This is a genomic window from Desulfosarcina variabilis str. Montpellier, from assembly GCF_048565275.1.
Taxonomy (GTDB): Bacteria; Desulfobacterota; Desulfobacteria; order Desulfobacterales; family Desulfosarcinaceae; genus Desulfosarcina; species Desulfosarcina variabilis.
The window spans coordinates 7,789,493-7,808,525 of the sequence record NZ_CP159846.1 but is presented as its reverse complement, the minus strand read 5'-3'; the positions used below and the strand labels follow the sequence as shown (position 1 = coordinate 7,808,525).

The 19,033-nt window shown below is 52.7% G+C and carries 17 protein-coding genes; 5 read left to right on the top strand and 12 right to left on the bottom strand.

The window, feature by feature from the left end:
* The first annotated feature begins 8 nt into the window (after positions 1–8).
* Entirely contained in the window at positions 9–779 is a 771-nt protein-coding gene (locus Dvar_RS35335; RefSeq protein ID WP_419657928.1) for an ADP-ribosylglycohydrolase family protein, read from the top strand.
* 4 nt (positions 780–783) lie between these two features.
* Here Dvar_RS35335 and Dvar_RS35330 read toward each other — a convergent pair whose 3' ends face one another.
* Positions 784–5,043, bottom strand: a complete 4,260-nt coding sequence (locus Dvar_RS35330) for a transporter substrate-binding domain-containing protein (RefSeq protein WP_419657926.1) — start codon at positions 5,041–5,043, stop codon at positions 784–786.
* A 254-nt stretch (positions 5,044–5,297) separates the two neighbouring features.
* Positions 5,298–5,516, bottom strand: coding sequence for a hypothetical protein (locus tag Dvar_RS35325; protein ID WP_419657925.1), 219 nt, complete (start codon positions 5,514–5,516; stop codon positions 5,298–5,300).
* 405 nt (positions 5,517–5,921) lie between these two features.
* Here Dvar_RS35325 and Dvar_RS35320 point away from each other — a divergent pair, with 405 nt between their 5' ends.
* The 3 genes from Dvar_RS35320 (at position 5,922) to Dvar_RS35310 (ending at position 8,392) form a co-directional block, all read left to right on the top strand.
* The gene (locus Dvar_RS35320; protein WP_419657923.1) at positions 5,922–6,953 is read left to right on the top strand and encodes a radical SAM protein; all 1,032 of its coding nucleotides are present in this window, start codon (positions 5,922–5,924) and stop codon (positions 6,951–6,953) included.
* Positions 6,954–7,203: 250 nt separating this feature from the next.
* Positions 7,204–7,674: a TerB family tellurite resistance protein gene (locus Dvar_RS35315; RefSeq protein WP_419657921.1), complete on the top strand. Its 471-nt coding sequence runs from the start codon at positions 7,204–7,206 to the stop codon at positions 7,672–7,674.
* Positions 7,675–7,813: 139 nt separating this feature from the next.
* Positions 7,814–8,392 carry an FmdE family protein gene (locus Dvar_RS35310; protein WP_419657919.1) on the top strand — a complete coding sequence of 193 codons (579 nt, stop codon included), beginning with the start codon at positions 7,814–7,816 and terminating at the stop codon, positions 8,390–8,392.
* Between the two features lie 22 nt (positions 8,393–8,414).
* Here the strand turns inward: Dvar_RS35310 and Dvar_RS35305 are convergent, their stop codons facing one another.
* The 3 genes from Dvar_RS35305 to Dvar_RS35295 all read right to left on the bottom strand — a co-directional run bounded on the left by Dvar_RS35305 (position 8,415) and on the right by Dvar_RS35295 (position 11,571).
* Complete coding sequence (locus Dvar_RS35305; RefSeq protein ID WP_419657917.1) at positions 8,415–10,073, bottom strand: protein adenylyltransferase SelO; 1,659 nt, start codon at positions 10,071–10,073, stop codon at positions 8,415–8,417.
* A gap of 451 nt (positions 10,074–10,524) precedes the next feature.
* Positions 10,525–11,061: a hypothetical protein gene (locus tag Dvar_RS35300; RefSeq protein WP_419657915.1), complete on the bottom strand. Its 537-nt coding sequence runs from the start codon at positions 11,059–11,061 to the stop codon at positions 10,525–10,527.
* A gap of 207 nt (positions 11,062–11,268) precedes the next feature.
* Positions 11,269–11,571 carry a hypothetical protein gene (locus Dvar_RS35295; RefSeq protein WP_419657914.1) on the bottom strand — a complete coding sequence of 101 codons (303 nt, stop codon included), beginning with the start codon at positions 11,569–11,571 and terminating at the stop codon, positions 11,269–11,271.
* A 124-nt stretch (positions 11,572–11,695) separates the two neighbouring features.
* Between Dvar_RS35295 and Dvar_RS35290 the strand changes: the two genes are divergently transcribed.
* On the top strand, positions 11,696–12,112 hold the full coding sequence (locus tag Dvar_RS35290; protein WP_419657912.1) for a secondary thiamine-phosphate synthase enzyme YjbQ: 417 nt from the start codon (positions 11,696–11,698) through the stop codon (positions 12,110–12,112).
* Between the two features lie 263 nt (positions 12,113–12,375).
* Here Dvar_RS35290 and Dvar_RS35285 read toward each other — a convergent pair whose 3' ends face one another.
* The 7 genes from Dvar_RS35285 to Dvar_RS35255 form a co-directional block, all read right to left on the bottom strand.
* Positions 12,376–12,579 (bottom strand): cold-shock protein, encoded by a 204-nt coding sequence (locus Dvar_RS35285; protein WP_419657911.1) that lies wholly within the window; start codon positions 12,577–12,579, stop codon positions 12,376–12,378.
* Positions 12,580–12,755: 176 nt separating this feature from the next.
* The gene (locus Dvar_RS35280; protein WP_419657910.1) at positions 12,756–13,754 is read right to left on the bottom strand and encodes a peptidylprolyl isomerase; all 999 of its coding nucleotides are present in this window, start codon (positions 13,752–13,754) and stop codon (positions 12,756–12,758) included.
* A gap of 9 nt (positions 13,755–13,763) precedes the next feature.
* Complete coding sequence (locus tag Dvar_RS35275) at positions 13,764–14,624, bottom strand: DUF3108 domain-containing protein (RefSeq protein ID WP_419657909.1); 861 nt, start codon at positions 14,622–14,624, stop codon at positions 13,764–13,766.
* A gap of 13 nt (positions 14,625–14,637) precedes the next feature.
* Positions 14,638–15,549, bottom strand: a complete 912-nt coding sequence (locus tag Dvar_RS35270) for an iron transporter (protein ID WP_419657908.1) — start codon at positions 15,547–15,549, stop codon at positions 14,638–14,640.
* Between the two features lie 279 nt (positions 15,550–15,828).
* Entirely contained in the window at positions 15,829–16,305 is a 477-nt protein-coding gene (locus tag Dvar_RS35265; RefSeq protein ID WP_419657906.1) for a PilZ domain-containing protein, read from the bottom strand.
* Between the two features lie 3 nt (positions 16,306–16,308).
* Positions 16,309–16,791 (bottom strand): SoxR reducing system RseC family protein, encoded by a 483-nt coding sequence (locus Dvar_RS35260; RefSeq protein WP_419657905.1) that lies wholly within the window; start codon positions 16,789–16,791, stop codon positions 16,309–16,311.
* 144 nt (positions 16,792–16,935) lie between these two features.
* Positions 16,936–18,987, bottom strand: a complete 2,052-nt coding sequence (locus Dvar_RS35255) for an RnfABCDGE type electron transport complex subunit B (protein ID WP_419657903.1) — start codon at positions 18,985–18,987, stop codon at positions 16,936–16,938.
* Positions 18,988–19,033: the final 46 nt, after the last annotated feature.

Genomic DNA, 19,033 nt, shown 5'->3' with positions numbered 1-19,033 from the left:
GTTAGAAAATGATCGGCGCGATAGCAGGCGACATGATCGGCTCTCCTTACGAGCACGACCCCATCAAGACCGTTGCCTTTCCCATGGTGGTGGCGGATTTTACCGACGACACGGTGCTGTCCATTGCCGTGGCCGACGCCATTCTGCATGGCCAGGACTATGGCCAATCAATCCAGTCCTTCGCCCGGCAATATCCCAATTTGCCATACGGGGGATCGTTTTGGCATTGGATTTGGGATCCCAACTGCCTGCCTTACTATAGCTATGGCAACGGCTCGGCCATGCGCGTGTCCCCGGTGGGGTTTGCCTTTGAATCCATTGACATGGTGATGGACCAGGCGTTGCGAACCGCTGCGGTGAGCCATAACCATCCTGAAGGCATCAAGGGCGCCCAGGCAACGGCGCTGGCCGTCTTTCTGGCCCGTAAAGGAGAGGATAAAGCCTGTATCCGCAGGCAGATCGAAAAATGGTTTGCCTATGACCTGGGCCGTTGCCTGGATGAGATCAGACCTGTCTATGCCTTTGATGTGACCAGCCAGGGATCGGTCCCCGAGTCGATCATTGCCTTCCTGGACAGCAAGGATTTCGAGTCCGCCATTAAAAATGCCATCTCCCTGGGCGGTGATGCGGATACCATGGCCTGTATTGCCGGTGCCATCGCCCAAGCCTATTACAAAACCGTCCCTTCTGATATCATTATCCAGATTCGTGAGAAACTGCCCCCGTTACTGCTGGCGGTGGTGGACCGGTTTGCCGAGCAATTCAACTGTGCATATTGACATCTCAGCTGGCCGGCCGGGCCTTTTCGTCCAACAGGCGCCGGACCGCCTCGGCCAGATCGTTCATGACCACCGGCTTCATGATAAATTCACAGATGCCCTTGGCCCGGGCTTTCTGATCGTTGATGGTCTCACTGAAACCGGAGCAGATGACAATGGGCAGATCCGGCCTGACGCCAATGATTTTCTCCGCCAGTTCGGCTCCGGTCATCTTGGGCATGGTCATGTCGGTCACCACCAGATCAACCTCGTTCGTGGACGACTGGAACGCCTCCCACAGGCTCTGACTGTCCGTAAAGACACGCACGGGGTACCCGAAATGGGCCAACATGCTTTTTTCCATGTGGGCGATCATGGCGTCATCGTCGAGGACCCAGATGGTTTCATGGCCGCCGCGGATCTGTTTGACCATACCCGTTTCGACAGGGACGTCAGACCGGGCGATCCGGGGAAAAAAGAGATGAAAGGTGGTTCCTTTTTCCGGCTCGCTTTCAAAGGTCAGATGCCCTTTGTGGCTTTTAACGATGCCGTGTACAACGGAAAGCCCCAGTCCTGTTCCCTCTTCGGCAGGCTTGGTGGTGAAATAGGGCTCCAGTATGCGATCTTTGATGGACGGATCGATACCGTGGCCCGTATCGCTGATGGTAAGGCGTACAAATCCATCATCGATCAACGCCGGGGGAACCGTGTCATCGACTGGGGTTGGCAGGGTATGGCTTACGGTGACCCCGAGCACGCCGCCTTGCATGCGCATGGCATGGTAGGCGTTGGTGCACAGATTCATCACCACCTGGTGAATTTGGGTCGGGCAGCCCAGGATGCAGCCGTCCGAGGAATCAATGGTTTCGCGGATTTCAATAGTTGAGGGGAGCGACGAGCGGAGCAGTTTGACGGTTTCCTTGACCAGCGGATTGATTTCGATGGGCCGTTTCTCATTCTCATCTTGCCTGCTGAAGGTGAGAATTTGTTTGACCAGGTCCTTGGCACGGTGGCTGGCGCGAATCACCTGCTGAAGATAATCGCGGTCCTTGGAACCGGTGTCCAAATTGCTGAGGGTCAATTCCGTATATCCCATGATGGGCATCAGGATATTGTTGAAGTCGTGGGCGATTCCGCCGGCCATGGTGCCGATGGCCTCCATTTTTTGGGACTGCATCAGTTGTTTGGCCAGATTCTCTTTTTCGATCTCCATTTGTTTACGGTCGTTGATTTCCTGCTGCAGGGTACGGTTGGCCATGGCCAGATCGGCGGTCCGTTCCTCGATACGACACTCCAGCTCGTTATGGGTCTGCTGCAAGGCCTCTTCCGTTTTTTTGCGTTGCAATGCGTTGCAGAAAATCTGTCCGACCGCTTCCAACAGTGCAATTTCATCGTCACTCCACACCCTGCGCGCCTGAGTGGATGCGATACCCAGAAAGCCGATGGTGCTGCCACCCATTTTCATGGGGATGCTTACAATGGCTTTGATACCCAGCGACAACAAAAAGTGTTTTTCATTGGCGGCGGTTGGCGGAAGATTATCAACAGCAGGCACAGAAAGCACTTCTCCTTTTTTGAGTAAATCGGTGAGAAAAGGCATCTGGGTCACATCCATTTCCTGAAACGCGTGCAAACTGGTTTTGGTCGTGCCGGAAAACCAGCCGTGGGTGTTGGATATACAGCTTCCGTCATCCGAGAGGCGAAATACAAAACCGGAATCCGCGGAGATGAATTCGGCGATGTGTTTCAGGGCAATGTTCAGTTCGTTGCTGATCTGTTCGGTTTTCAGGCTGATGAACAGCGATGACATCTCCAGCAGCAGGGTTTCGAATTCAAGGCGGTAGGTCAGATCTTGCTCGACTTTTTTGCGTTTGACGATTTCTTTTTTGAGCTGATAGTTCCAGGCCAGGATAGCGATCAGAATAAAAAGCGCACCACCAAGCCCTTTTAGCATGTATTTCCAGATATCACCGGGATTGAGCCCGGGTTTGTACTCCACATCGATCCATTTTTTTCTGATTTTGTCTTCTTTGGCCAAACTGATCGAGGACAGCCCCTTATCGATGATCCCCACCAGGGTGGGCCAGTCTTTGCGCACTGCGAAGTGCAGTTTCTGAACCTCATAGGAAACCGGTGCGGCGACTTTCAGATTGGTCAGATGCTGCTTGCGAATCCAATAGGTGGCCGATGCGATATTGCCGACAAAGGCATCGGCCGAGCCTTCGGAAACCGCTCTTAGCGCTTCTTGAAGGGTATCAAAACGGATGGGCGTGATATCCGTGTGATCCTTGAGGTAGCCGGCATGGGATGAGTTGGCCTGCACGGCCACACGGCGGTCCCGAATGTCGTCCAGGGAGGAAAGGAAAGGCGTATCCGTCGGCGTGATGATCACCCGGTGAAACTTGGCGTAGGGAATCGAAAAGCGGTGATATTTTTCTCTTTCACGGGTCCGGGCCACACAGGGCAGTACATCGATCTCACGATTTTCGGCCTGGGTTGTGACTTCCCTCCAGGAAAGACCCGTTGCCACCTCAAAGTTGAGCCCCAGCCGGCTGCTTAAAATGTTGATGTAGTCGGAGGCGATGCCGGCCATGCTGCCGTCCTTGGCAACATATTCGAATGGCAAAAACTCCGGATCAATTCCACAGCGAATGACCGGATGGTCTTTGATCCAGGCCGTCTCCTCGGCCGTCAGGGCATATTGGTGCTGCAGCGCCGCGGGGCCGTCAAGGTGGGCCCCCATGGGAATCCAAGCGTTGAACATCGCGATTTTCTTTTTTTCCGGAATGCACGTAAGGGCCTTGTTCAGAATCGCTATCAACTCGGGCCAATCGCTGCGGACGCCAACGCTCTGGCCGCCAAAGCGCATATCGTAGCGGGCCGCCACCTTGAGATTGGAAATGCCGTGTTGGTGCATCAGATAATCGTTGATGCCCAGTACCCCTACATAATAATCCGCTTCCCCCACGCAAACCTTGGTCAGGCCTTCGATGGGGGTGGGGACCATCACCGGATTCACCGTGGGGTGCGCTTTCATCACCTGCTCGGCGGATGCATAGCGGTTGACCAGGGCGACCGTCTGGCCGTCCAGGTCTTCCGGACCATCCATTTTGTCGTCGTTTTCCCGGGCCATGATGACCAGGGGGGTCGGGATATAGATATCGCTGAAGGCGAGATAATCTTTTCTGTCCTCGCGGTTGGTGGCGGTCAGCACCAAGTCCAGCGAGCGGTTCCTGGCGCCGTCCAGTATCCGGGGCCAGTCCAACCCATCGACCACCTCGATATTCAGTCCCAGGTGGTCACCGATCAGACGGATGAAATCCATGGCGACGCCCTGGTAGTGGCCATCCGGATCGATAAAACTGTACGGTGGATAGTTTGGATCGACGCCGATACGCAGCGTGGGATGCTGTCTGAGCCAGATCTTTTCGGTCTTGGTCAGTACAACCGTTCGCATCTCGCCTTTAAAGCGCCGGTCAAATTCAACCCCGGCCAGATAGGAATTGATGATTTCATGGAAAACAGAATCAGAATCTTTTTTCAGTTCGCCGACCACCTGGTCGATATCCCGGCGCAGATTGACCGCCCGGGGATTGGTTCGGGAAAAGGCAAATTTAAGCCGTACCGGATTGAAGATCAGGGGCGAGCGGGTAATGTCGTACTTTTTTTCGGAAACGGAACCATATAGCCGGTTGACGATTCCGGCTTCCACGTCGCCGCGATCGAGCGCTTCAAAAACCTGGCGATAGCTGTCCACATGCACGTAGGAGAGATTCAGTTCAAATTTATTATCCAATTGCTCAATGCCGTTATCGCCGACGGTGTGAATATCGGCGCTGACCACGGCAATGGTTTTTCCTTTCAGGTCCAGCAGACTCTCGGCGATGGTGCCGTTTTGAGTGTAAACGGCCGCCCAGTTCAAAAAGACGGATTCATCCGAGAAAAGAAATTTTTTCCCTCGTGCTCTAGAAAAGGCGATATCGACCATGATGTCGATTTTATTTTCTTCCAGTCGCTGAAGGCACTGCTCCCAGGTCCCGAATAAATAATCGATGTGCCATCCTTTTTCGTGGGCAATGGTATCAAGGATATCAGGGAAAATACCGGCCACGATACCGTCCGGATTGGTATACACCTTGGGTGGGTTTTCGTAGATTCCGACACGGACGGTTGTGGGGGGCGACGCTGCGGCCCGGGCCCATGGGATGGGTAAAACGATCACCCATACCAAGATCATCACTGCCCATAAAGCAGCGGTCCGAATGCTGAGAACCCGCTTGAGCATATGGTCACCTTGAAATCTTTTGATCTGAAGTTGAGCCATTGCCGCCAAGAGAAAAATCACTTCAGCTTCCGTAGCAGATGGGGTGCACAAATGGGTACTCAGTCATGTGAATTGACGGATAGGAAGTTTATATCTCTAATTTTATTCAATATCAAGGCTTATCTCGAGTGGTCGAACGAATCGGAAGGGAAGGGAAAGCGGTCAGAGGAGTTGATTCTGACCGCCATTTGATGAAACGGTCACGGTTATTTGGGTTATTTTACACGCCTGATTCGATAACTCTCATGCAATTCCTGCCAGATTTTACGTAAAACAGCTTTGCTGGTTTCATCATCTTCACGGGTCAGCTCTTCGAACACCGTGTCAAGCTGCGGGTCCGAGGCCGGGCCGGTATTGGCGATGGCGGCTTTATCTTTCAGAGACATATCGGTCAGGATTTCCTGTACAATCATATCAACATTGATGGGTTGCATGGGGCTCGTTATCCTTTCCTTTCTTTACACTTGAGGTGGGGGTAAAAGCCTCCTGGTGCAAAACCAGAGACGGTTAATTCGAGAAAACACCTTACCGCCCAAAGCTTGCACTAATGTGACAGCAGGATTATCAAATGGTAATATTCGATGCCTCGGATAGCGGATACGAAAACTAAACTGGGCGATTCAAATTCTGGGAGGCAATATTGACCTATCTTATTACCATGCTTACCCATTTTCATACATACCAGAATTTGAATCGCCCAGTTTAGGGAAAAACAAAATGTTGCCGGGGCCTTTATCATCAAGGCGCACAAGTGCTATGGGAGTCTTGATGGAACATACCCTATTCAGCGCATTCACAAACAGGCGCCCACATTCAAAAAATGGAAAAGAGGATGAGTTATGATTGCATCAGCGGCTAAAAAATATGATTTTGAGACAGGAATTTATCGGCCCCCCAGCGAAGGCGGCAGCAACTCCTTGCTGGTTCGGCTGACCCGCAACTGCCCCTGGAATCGGTGTACGTTTTGCGGGATGTACAAAACCGAGAAATTCCAGTTGCGGTCGGTCGACGAAATCAAACAGGATATCGATGCCATGGCGGCCGTGCGCGATGATCTGGCGGCGCTCTCACGGCAATTGGGTCACGGCGGTGAAATCACCCACCAGGCCGCTATTGCCCTGATCGAAAAAAATCCTCATCTCAATACCCACCAGGGTTTTGCCATGCTCTACCACTGGCTGGTGTCCGGTGCCAAAACCGTGTTTTTGCAGGACGCCAACAGCCTGATCATGAAAACCGATCAACTGCTTGAGGTGCTCGAATACCTGCGCCGGACATTTCCCTCGATTGTTCGCGTGACCACCTATGCCCGGTCAAAAACCATCGTACAAAAATCGATAGATGACCTGAAGGCCATTCGTCAGGCCGGCCTGGATCGGTTGCACGTGGGGCTCGAGAGCGGAGATGATACCGTCCTTGCGAACATTAAAAAAGGCGCCACCGCCGAGATCCATATCAAAGGCGGGCAAAAGGCCCTTGCCGCCGGGTTTCAGCTCTCGGAGTACTGGATGCCCGGGCTGGGGGGCAACGCCTTGTGGCAGGACCATGCCCGCAATACGGCCCGGGTCCTCAGCGCCATTGATCCGCACTATATCCGATCACGTCCCTTAAGGCCATGGAACGGCACCCCCTTGGCCGAGGCGGTGGCCGAACAACGGTTTGAAATGTTGACGTCACGGCAGCAGCTGGAGGAATTGCGCCTGACCATGCAGGAACTGTCGGTCACCGGACGCGTGTGTTTCGACCATGCCGGCAATCACTGGCGCAACCGGCAGGGCCGACTTTTATTTTCCCAAAGCTACGAAGGATACAAATTCCCCGAGGAAAAACAGCGGGTGCTGGATTTGATCGACGAAGGATTGATGCGGTGAACATGCGTCGGTGTTATCCCTTGCTTGGCATTTGCACCTCGTAAACCTGCAGTGGAGTTTGTCTTCCTCTGAGGGTTTGGTGGCCGTGATCGTGAATCCGGTAGCCGTCCTTGTTTTCCAAAGGCGGCGTTTGGTTCCTTCTCCCATTGGATTGACTCGACAATTCATCAATGACGTCTATATTAGTTGCAATAAACAGTATGTTAATACTTTTTGTGAGTCTTATCCATTAAAAGTGGGAGCCAATACGATGATCGATATATTAAAACGGCTTTTGGGTAACAACGACAATGGTCACAAAGCCGGTGGCCTGAACAATGAACATGATCTAACGGTGGCGATTTGCGCCTTGTTTGTTGAGATGGGACGTATCGATGAAACCTTCACCAAAAAGGAAATGGTGGCGGTGATTGATATTCTGACCGAAAAATACGGTCTCGCCCGGGAAGAAATCGATGCCTTGATGGCAGAAGCGGACCGTGAATTGAAGGAAAGTGTCGACCTATGGCAGTTCGCCCGGGTGATCAATGATAATTTCAGTAATGGCCGCAAGGAAAAATTGATTGAGCGCCTGTGGCGGATTGTTTATGTCGACGGGAAAATGGACGCGCACGAGCATTATTTGATGAACAAACTTTCCAATCTGCTGCGCCTTTCCCACAAACAGATGATCGATGCCAAGCTGAAAGTCCTGCACGGGGATGAATCCGCAGACCGATAACCTATCCTTGCCTGATGACGGCCATTGACGATACAGCCGGTCATACGTTAATTAGTGCCCGTCTATCAATGGCCAAACCAATTTTGGCGTTGGCCCATATCGGCATTGTAAAATATTTCTGCTCAAGGAGACGATAACGATGACCAGCCAGACCATTTGCGGAATGGATTTTGAACAATTTGTTTATGATATGGAGGATTTTCATGGTGCCCGGGCACCGGGTATCATTGTTGGTGCCCTGATGCTGGACACGGTGCTTGAAAAGGTCCCGGAGTCCCCTGATCTGGTGATTACCGTTGAAACCGTTACCTGCCTGCCGGATGCGGCCCAGGTGCTCACATCCTGCACCACCGGCAACGGCCGCCTGAAGGTCTATGACTGGGGCAAGTTTGCCCTGACCGCTTCCAACCGGGAAACCATGCAAGGCGTCCGTACGTGGGTGATTGCCGATGCCGTGGCCAAATGGCCATTGATCAACGACTGGTTCAACCCTGCCCAGAGAAAAGGGGATTCACCGAAATTCGATGACCTGGTGCCTGTTTTTTTTGAGGCCCGCAATGATCTGATCGGGGTGCGTGATGTTCGTATCGTGGGCGAGGATCATGTGTTTAAAAAGAAAAAGACCGGCATTTGTGAGAAATGCGGTGAATCCTACAACCTCAGGTGCGGCCCTGTGTGCAGCGCCTGCCAGGGTAAGGCGTATTACCTGCCAAGCTGAGCGTTTCAAAATTTGATTCCTTTCATGAACTGCACGACAACATTGAACAGCCGGGCCGGTGGCGGGCCCAGTCGGGCCGTTTGGCGGCGAATCCTTCTTTACCGGGCTGCTCGTCATAGGGATGGCGCAGCAGCTCAAGTAATTCATCGATCATTGTCACGTCACCGGCCTCGGCTTTGTCAATGGCCAATTGGGCCAGGTAGTTACGCAGCACATACTTGGGATTGACCGCATTCATGCGCGTGCGGCGCGCTGCCGGCAGCATGTCATCCTGACGGGTGCGCGTCATGTAGCGGCGGATCCAGTCGGCGGTTTGGCGGCGCAGGTCGGTCGTCAACTGGTCGGGAACGTAATAGGCCTCCATCAAAGGGGCCATCAGTTCATCATCGGTTTTTTCCTCCGCTGCCGGATCATGCCCGTCGAGGCCGGCGAGCCGGCGGAAAAAAATGGTCATGTCGGTTTCGGCCTGGGCAAGGATCGCGAGCAGATCCGTGATCAATGCTTGATCACTGTGTGGTTCATACCGGGTGAACCCCAGTTTGCCGGCCATCATCTCCTGCCAGCCGGACTGGTAGGCATGGGCATAGTGGTCCAGAGCGGTCTGCAACGGGTCGATTTCACCAATCAGTGGATAAATGGCGTTTGCCAGCTGGACCAGATTCCAATGGGCAACGGCCGGCTGGTGGCCGAACCGGTAACGCCGGCCCACGGCATCGGTTGTGTTGGGGGTCCAGGTGGGGTCGTAATTTTCAAGCCAGCCGTAGGGACCGTAATCGATGGTCAAACCGAGAATGGACATGTTGTCCGTATTCATCACCCCATGGACAAAGCCCACACGCATCCAGTGGACGATCATTTCGGCGGTGCGGCGACACACGTCATCAAACCATTGTGCGTATGTCCGGGCTGACGGTTTGCCTAAGTCTGGAAAATCGGTCGCAATGGTATAATCCACCAGCTTTTTCAACAGGTCGATCTCACCGCGAGCCGCATGAATCTGGAAATTGCCGAACCGCAGGAAAGAGGGGGCCACCCGGCACACCACGGCGCCCGGTTCCATTTTTGGATGGCCGTCGTAGAACATGTCCCTTTCGACTTTTTCGCCGGTCAGGGTCAGGCTCAAGGCCCGGGTGGTGGGCACGCCCAAATGAAACATGGCCTCACTGCACAGAAACTCACGGATGGATGAGCGCAATACCGCAAGGCCATCCGCATTGCGTGAATAGGGGGTGGGGCCGGCACCCTTGAGTTGTAAGATCAAACGGTCGCCATGGGTGTTGATCACCTCGCCCAGGTTGATGGCTCGGCCATCACCCAATTGCCCGGCCCAATTGCCGAACTGATGACCGCCGTAACACATGGCAAAGGGTTTCATGCCCGGGAGCAGTCGGTTGCCGGTAAAGACTTCTGTAAATTCCTTGGATTGGCAGGTCTCGGGTGAAAGGTCCACCAGGTCGGCCACTTCCCGGGAATATGCCGCCAGTTGCGGTGCGTTTACCGGAGTGGGCGCAACAAGCGAGTAACAGGCATCCGGTACCTGACGGCGTCGATTGACCGGGTCGGGATCACCGGGTAGCTGGTCTGTGAATCGGTTATCGAATATCAGCGCGTCAAGCCCCCCTGATGATTGCGTCGCGGCTTGACGGGTAGCGGTTAAACCCGCTGATTGCATATATTTCATGGCAGGCGTCCTTTCTTTTTCCGTTGGGATCGATGTTTGCAGCGCTGTGTTTCCGATGATGGCCAACCACACCGCGCGATGAGGGGACGCTATTGTTCTTTATGTTCTGCTATGCTGGAACAGATGTCAGCTGGAGCTTTCCAAATAACCAGATTGCTTTTTTTTGCATTGTTCAATCAGTGTAAGCATTGATTGGGTGATGGCAATGATACCTATTGGGGGAATGCGACGAGGGCGTGTGAATTTCACGGCCCAGTGACAGGACGGGGGATGCTATAGTAAAATCGATCCGTTGTAGTTGGTGCGCATCCAGAAATAGGCTTTGCCTGTTTCTGGATGGATACTAGTCAGCGCAGACCTGAATCGAGAGCTTGGTTGCCGGCTTTGGTTCCGGAACAGGACGAAAAAAGTGTTTGCCGTCAGTGATAATACCGGCAGCCGGGAAATTTCATCACTCATTGCGTTTGGAATCGATCAGGCGGCCAACGGCAGCGGGCTTTTTAATTGCCGGGTTTTTGCCTTTAGGACCTGGCTTGTCTTGAAGATCAGGTTGTTCTTTTTCATCGGCCTCATCAGCCTCGGCCTCAGACTCATCGTCTTCTTCACCTTCTTCCTCGAGCGATTCGTCATCGGACTCGATGGGCGTTAACTCTTCCTCCAGAATCTCTTGGGGAGGGGCGGCAAAGGAGATTCCACTGGACGTAGATGCGTCGGCCTTGCCATAAACCTTAATGACAACGACTTTATCCGCTTCCCAGAGGATCGTGTAGTTCAGGCTACGAAGCAGACGCTTGAGCACCTGCTCTAACGGTTGGTGGTCGATGGTGGCACTGACCATGTGTTTTTCCCATTTGGGGGTCAAGTCGAACTGGTATCCGGTTTGTGAGGCAATGGTCTCCAGGGCGCTGACCAGGGCTTCGTCCTTCACGGACAGGCTGACGATCGGGTCCGGTGACGGTTGCTGAGCCAGGGCCGGTTGCATTGCCATGTTTCCCAATCCAAAAAGGGCAAAAAAGTATAGGATCAAACGGACAATTGAATTCATTTGGTTACCAAAGACTTGTGGGTTGCCAGCTGGAACTGGTCATACAAATATGTCCCTTGAGCGAACGGTTCAGGGTCATCTTTCTTTAATCTATTTTATCCGTATTCTCAACGACTGAATGCTAAAAAATAAGCAAAATCGTCTGATCGTTTAATGGTGATCCATTTTTCGAAGGTAGTCGCGGACATAGTGGGGCAAGCGTCCTTTTTTCAGGTAGTCGTGAAAGTCCGCATCAGCCGTTTGTGGGCCGAGCGACCATGTGGCTGCGGCCTGTTTGAACACCTCGTGTTCACTGATTCGCTGGTTACGGGCGTGGTTCCACAGCCGTTCCTCATCGGTTAGCGGTGTGCGCTTGGCCCAGTACCGGTCAAGGCGTCGCATGATTTCAAAATAGGCGATGGCGGCCAGGAACCAGAGCAGCATTGACCAATGAAATTCAAACCCGTTTTCCATGGATCGACTCCGGTGTTGTGTCCTATGCAATCAAAAAGATTGACATGGATATTTTCTCAGAATAACAGATTGCTACTATATAAAACAATTTTAGGCCATTGATTAGACCAAAGGGAATCCAAAAATGAAAAACTATCGCAAAGAACTGTGGTTTGAAGTGCCCACCCGGAGAGCGTTTATCAACATCACCGGCCAGGTCCAACAATGCATTGACCAAAGCGGGGTCAAGGAGGGGTTGGTACTGGTCAATGCCATGCACATCACAGCCAGCGTTTTCATTAATGACGATGAGAGCGGCTTGCACCACGATTACGATGTCTGGCTGGAGAAATTGGCGCCCCATGAACCGGTATCCCAATATCATCACAATATTGGTGAGGATAATGCCGATGCCCACATGAAACGGCAGATCATGGGTCGGGAAGTGGTGGTCGCCATTACCGATGGCAGGCTTGATTTTGGTACCTGGGAACGGATTTTCTATGGAGAATTTGACGGGCGAAGAAAAAAACGCGTGCTGGTCAAGATCATCGGAGAGTAAACGAATTTCTCATTAGTAATCAAAAAAATCAATAGTGAATACTGCTAGCATTGACTAACACTCATTATTGTGCCAGCTAATGCTATCCGTATCTTGAATACTATAATAAGCTTACCACAATAAGCGGCTTTTAAAACCACAATTAATCGAATTTTGCGAAAAGGAATTTGCTGGCGATACGACATGTTGGGCGAAGGGCACAAAAAAAAGCCGGGGTCCCTGAATCGATTCAAGGACCCCGGCAATAAAACTTAGGTAAAGGGTTAATTGGTTTTTTTAACGTTTTTGGCTTCAGGGCCGCGATCACTTTCTTCTACGTCAAACATGACCACGTCCCCTTCGGAAAGGGTTTTGAATCCTTGCATGTCAATGGCGGAAAAGTGGACAAAAATGTCTCGTCCTTGATCCTCATTAATAAAGCCATACCCCTTTTTGTCATTAAACCATTTTACGATCCCGTTCGCCAAAACACTGACCTCCTCTTCTCGGTAGTTCTCCCCCAAAATGTCCCTTGCCCTTGCAGACGATACTCCGGCGCATGGAAAGTTACCGCTCAGAAGATATCAGATCAGAGATTGTTTACGGCCAAGATATCATCCGCAAATTTTTCTAACTTCTATATTTCTCGTTGTCAAGAGAAAAACTACATTGGGAATCTTTGAATATCTGCTTTTTTCTTTATTTTTTCTATGTAATCGCCAATCTGTTTCATTTTTTGTTCTCGCCGAAGAATGTTGGAAATTTCCTCTTTTACATCATTAAAAGCCATCATCTGAGCATCTTGCCGTTCGACGATACGAATCAGGTGATAACCGTATTGGGTAGTCACCACATCGCTGACCTGTCCGGGTTGCAGGGCAAAGGCCGCTTCTGAAAAAGGTTGAACCATTTGTTCGCGGCTGAAAAAACCTAAATCTCCCCCTTTGGCTTTGCTGGGGCAATCGGAGTATTCCATGGCCAGGTTGGCAAACGACTCTCCATTGTCGATCCGCTGTTTAAGCGACTTAATGGATGCCAAAGCCGTTTCCTTTTTAGCCTCATCGGCATCTGTTGGGACCTGAATCAGGATGTGAGAGGCCCTGACCCGCTCCGGCTGACGGAACAGATCGGGGCGCTTGTCATAGAAGGCACGAATCTCTTTGTCTGATATGGGCGTGTTGAGAGTGATGTTTTTTTCGAATACTGCTTCAATGGTGAGTTTATCTTTGAACCAATCGTTTAGTTGTTCCTCGGTGAAGCCCATCTGTTTTAGTTCATTTTGGTAGTCTTTTTCATTTTTGAAATTGGCTTTGAATTCGTTCACGGACTGGGTCACTTGACTATCTTTGACCGTGACGCCCTCGGATTCAGACTGTTGTAACAATAGCACTTGATTGATCAGTGTTTCACGGAAATTGCCCTCGTAGCGTTTCAATTCTTGGTCATTGATGGGACGTCCCTGAGTATTCAGTTTCAGGGCATACATCTTCATTTCCCGATCCAGGTCCTGGCGAGATACGGTCGCGTTGTTCACCATGGCAATCTTTCCGTCAGGTGGGGCGGCGGCCGCGGAAAATACAGGCCCGATAATCACGATGGCCAGGATTGAAGCGAGTATCGACAACACGGTGTTGTTTGCATGGATGATCATTATTTTCTTCATATTTTCTCCTTAATGGTTGTGCAGGGCTGTTCCCGTCATGCTTGTCAGCTCACCGGTAAACTTACCCACCACCACCTTGCTGGCCAGCTTGATGGGCAAATGCCGATGATCCGTGGTTACCCAAATCTGGATGCTGGCATCCGGGCTTTTTTCGAACACGCCACCCACCTGGGATAGTTCCGGCTCAAGCAGAAAAGTCTCGAAGGTTCCGGCCGGAACCGTTACTGTTTCCTTACGAATGATGACGGCCACCCCCATGATGTGTTTTTTGCCGTCAGTCACAGCACGTTGAATTTGTTTATTAACGGCCAAGTCGACCGACCGGCACCAATAGAAGATGGAAAGCGGGTCAAACGTGCCGCTTGAGATTGGAATGGGGGTGCCGACTTCGCGCTTGTTGGTTCCCCGATTGATGTATTGGGCGGTCATTTCATCCCAATCAAATGAGACGGTGATGTCTCGCCGGCTATCGCCTTCATGTTGTTTCTTGCGGTATAACAGTGACTGGTCAAGATTCGTGTCCGCCCAGGCATCGATACGGTCACGGACCATGTAGAAGACATCGACAAATGCGTTGGATTTTGCAGTGAGAACAAAATGATAAGCATTGCGCCCGGCCATGTGTTCAAGGGGCAATATTTCCAAAACCGCTTCTCCAGCGGGGATAATGGTCCATTTGAGCTCGAAGGTCAACCGTTCGCCGGGGGTGAATGCAACTGGAAGGATGGTTGGGTCACTGGCCCTGCCCGTTGAAATTGTGGCCAGACACAGCGCCACCACCAGTATCCCCATGCAGATCGCCTGTGTGATGATCGGCTGGATGCGTTTTGGATTGAACGGTCTGTTGACGGTGGGAGATGGACATTGCATCGAATCGCCTTCGTTAACCATCAGATGGTGCCGTACTCACAGATGGAGCCGTTTTTACAGTCATCGCCCGGTGGTGGGGTTTCATCCATCGCCACATACGGTAAATGACGGTGAACACGAATGCGGTAACCAACCGGGGAACCCATAGCCAGAAAGGATGAATACCCAAGGGTAAAAACAGTGCCGGATCTTCTACCATGGCATGGTTGATCCCGATAGAAATATGCAGTGTTTTCAATTGTTCCGAAGATAGATGACGATCCTCGGCCTCTTCCACAATCACAGCGCCGCCATAAGTGATCCCAAAGATTGCCGCCGTCAACCACAGCATGCCGACCTCTCGATCCAGGCCCAACACACCCATGAGCGGTTTGATGCCCAGGATCATTTTATCGATCAGAGAAAATTGCTTGAGGATTTCCATAACCATCATCAGGGCGGTGATAATGAGCAGAATTTTTAGACTCAAAATGCCCATTTGCCCCGCCCAATCGGAAAGTTCTGGCCAGAACGAATCCCTTGGGGCGATGATCACGTCTCCGGACAGCTGCTGTGTGGCGACCGGACCGATTATCCAGCCCACAACGATAACGGTCAATACGGCAGCGGTCAGTCGCACCAGGGTGGCCGTCCAGGCCGAGCACCCAGATCGGTGTTGAACCATTCCCTCCTGGATCAGGCTATGCGCGATCAGCAAAAAGATGGCCATTAACGTCATCTGCTCGACCGTGAAAGGAAGAACGCTCATGGCAGCAATGGCACCGTAAATGCCGGTCAAGAGACCGGCCAGCAATGGCAGTGCCGCCGTGGCCGGCAGATGGATCGCACCCATCAACGGTTCGAGAATGCCGTCCAACTGATGAATCCAACCGGAATAGTCCAGTAGAAAGGTGGCCAAAGAAACCGGCAGAATGATTTTAAGCATCCAGATAAATCCCCGCCATCCTTTAACGGCGCCACGTCGCGTTGCAATGGTGATGGGTCGAAGGGGGAGTGTCATGCCGTGCCTTTGTGCGGTATTAATGGATTTTTGTTAAATCGATCATAATCGTGCCAGTATAATCAATGATCGACTTAGTGATATCACAGCTTAAACAGGTAGGCAATGAAGGTCGGAATCCTTGATGGCGGTATCGGCCATTGTTGTTGATAATCTTCAGGTATGAGCGCATTGATCTTCTGTTGGTGTCGAAATGAAAATCGATCAAGGCATCAAATAAAACCCCAGGGCAGGGTCTTCCAGTTCCTTCGGGTGAAAGGATACACCGACAAAAGAACCGCTGACATTGCGGACAATGACCCGTTTTTCCATCAGGGTCCGGTTACGATCATCCAAGCAAAACTCGACCCGCAGTTCAGTGCCGGTCGCAAAATTACGGGGAACCGTGGTTTTGAATTTCAACCCGCTTGTTGAAATGTCCACGATGGTCATCAAACCGGTATCCGCAGGGCCGTCTTTTCCCAGGAGGATAAATTTCCCCGGGAAATCAACGGTCTTGCGATACTGCCGACGCTTCTCCAGCCGACACCGAAATTTGTGACCGCAAACACAGGTGCAGGTGACTGAAATTCTTTTGTTACTTGTAGCCTGTTGACTCACATCCGCTGTTTTTGTCTTACCACATTGCGGACAACGAAATGTAGCGGTATTGTTGCTGGATATGAATACAGTCTGATCCATAAATTAAGGCTCTGCCTGGTGGGCCATCAAATCCTCTGACGGCTGTGGTGGATGGTTGCGGACCTTTATAATTTCGGGTCTGTAGCTGTTGTCCTTGGCCAGACGTCGACCGGTGATGCGAATCACCACAAAGGCCAACCCGAAAAAACCAAATGCAAACAAAGCGGCCATGGCCGATGGGTCCGATCCACGCCCCTCGGCTATGCGTTGCCCGATGATCGCACCGGCCAACATGGCCAGGATCGGAAATACATACAATAAGAAGGTGGCTTTCAACAAAGAGGCGGTTTTGATGTTGAGCACGATGCGATCCCCCACCCGGGCCTGGGCGGTATTGATGGCTTCCACTTCCATTTCCTGCCCAGCACCCTCGCCCTGGCAGGTATCCCGGGATGAACAGGATTCACATGCGCTGGACCGGGTGGTTCGAACCCACGCCTTACCCGCTGTTCCCATTTTAAAAACAACACCTTCTTCGATGGCCATAGCTGTTTCTCTTTTTGTCGTTGTGCCTGAACGTGGTTACAACAGATCTTAGGGCAGGCCGACAGGGCCTGCAAGGGTTAATGTCGGGGCAGGCCGAAAGGGCCTGCTGGTTTGAGGGCAGGCACAGGGGCCTGCCCCTACAAATCAGGCGTTGACCGTCTCGCGAATCTGCTGGACGGACGGTTGATTTTCTTCGTGCTGATAACAGATCAATCCGCAATTGAGGCAGCGTGACGCTTCCTCCATGGCGGTTTTTGTTTCGAATCCTTTTTCCAGTTCCATCAGTTGCTCGATGTCGCGTTGCTGGGCCAGGGGCATGATCCGCCGCTGGTCGGGTGTGACGGTGTCCACATGGTCGACATTCTGAATCACCGCGTTCGGTTTGAGCACATTTTCCGGCAGATCAATGTCAATGTCATAAAGCAGCTTATGAACGGTGGCCGCGGCCCGGCGTCCGGCACCAATGGCTCTGATGGCAGCACTGAAATCGGTCAGGGAATCGCCCTTGGCAAACAACCCCGCTTCGGTGGCCAGGGCCGGATTCTTATACGGCGGGATCGCTGACCAGGCCTGCGAGTTCTCGTTTTCTGTTTCTTCGCCCGGGCGGGTGAAAATCAGTTCAGGAAATCGACCCGCGGAAAAGATCAGGGTCTGTACGGGCAGTTGGCTGATCTCCTTGGTCGCCGTATCCATCACCTCGATGGCATTCAGTTCGTCGCCTTCACCGGAAAGGCGGATGATACCGACACCGGTCAGAACCGTCGCACCATCCTCGGCAAGCGCCGTGGCAGCGGCTTCACCCGGATGATCACGGAAGATAAAGGTGACGTTCTGAGCGCCCAGCGAACGGGCTTTGGCCAGACTTTCGGCGGCCAGGTTCTCACCACCGACAATCACGGTATCGGCTTTGCAGGAGACCGTGCCATGCCCCTCTTTTCCGGACCGCAACAGGTCAAGCAGCAGATACCCACCCGGCAGGGGCGTCTCCACGGCCTTCTCCGCGCCACGGGACAGACGGCTGTCCCATCCGCCGGTAGCCAGAAATACCGCCTGATAGCCTTCGTCCAGAAGACCGGCAACCGTTACATCGCTTCCCAGCATCTGTCCGGTGCGGGCCTCCACACCCATTTCCAGTATCCCGTCGATATCCCACGCAAGGATATCTTCAGGCAGACGGTATTTGGCGATGGCGGTATTGAGCAGGCCGCCGAGACGGTCCGTGCCTTCGTACACCGTGGTCGTATGACCCAGGCGAGCGGTGAAAAAGGCTGTGGAAAGTCCCTGCACGCCACCGCCGATCACGGCCACACGCCGACCGGTCTCAGGTGCCTTGAACGGCTGGACCCGCTCACCCTGGGCCCGTTCGTAGTCAGCGGCAAAGCGTTTGAGAAAGTTGATCGCCACGGGTTCATCCACATATTTACGGCGGCAGTCATTTTCACACGGCCGTGGACAGATTCTGCCGATGACCGTGGGGAAAGGGTTGCGCTCTTTAATGGTTTGCACTGCACCCAGATAGTCACTATCGGCGATCTGCTCAATGTAGCGACTGATATTGATGCCGGCCGGGCAGGCCCGCTGGCAGGGCGTGGTGCAGTCCTCGGTGGTGTACTCTTTGAGGATGCGGCGGGTGACCGAGGAAAGGGTGATGATGTGTTTCGGGCAGACCCGCTCGCATGTCCCGCAGCCGGTGCATTTGATCTCGTCCACCACGGGCAGGCCGTTGGGCCCCATGGTGATGGCGCCAAACGGGCAGGCCGCGGCGCAGGTCCCGAGTCCCAGACAGCCGATGTTGCACACTTTCATCCCGCCCGCGAGCAGGGCGGCGGCCCGGCAGTCGTTCAATCCATCGTATTTGTATTTGACCGCTGCATCGGCCACGCCATAGGTACAGCCGGGCAGGGCGATATCCGGTTCCTTGGCTTCCACGCTGACACCCAGGATGCCGGCAATGGCAAGCGCCACTTCTTCACCGGCCGCCACACACGAGTTGGGCGAGGCTTTTCCGGCCACAATGGCTTCGGCATTGGCACTGCAACCGGGATAACCGCAACCACCGCAATTGGCGCCGGGTAGAACATCTTCAACGGCGACAATTTTGGGATCCACGTAGACGTAAAAAATTTTGGAAGCCAGCGCCAATCCAATCCCCACTACGAGTCCCAATGCACCCATCAAGATAATCGCTATTGTCATTTCCTCACTCCCCCTATTCCGGTATCGCATCCAATCCCCATCCATA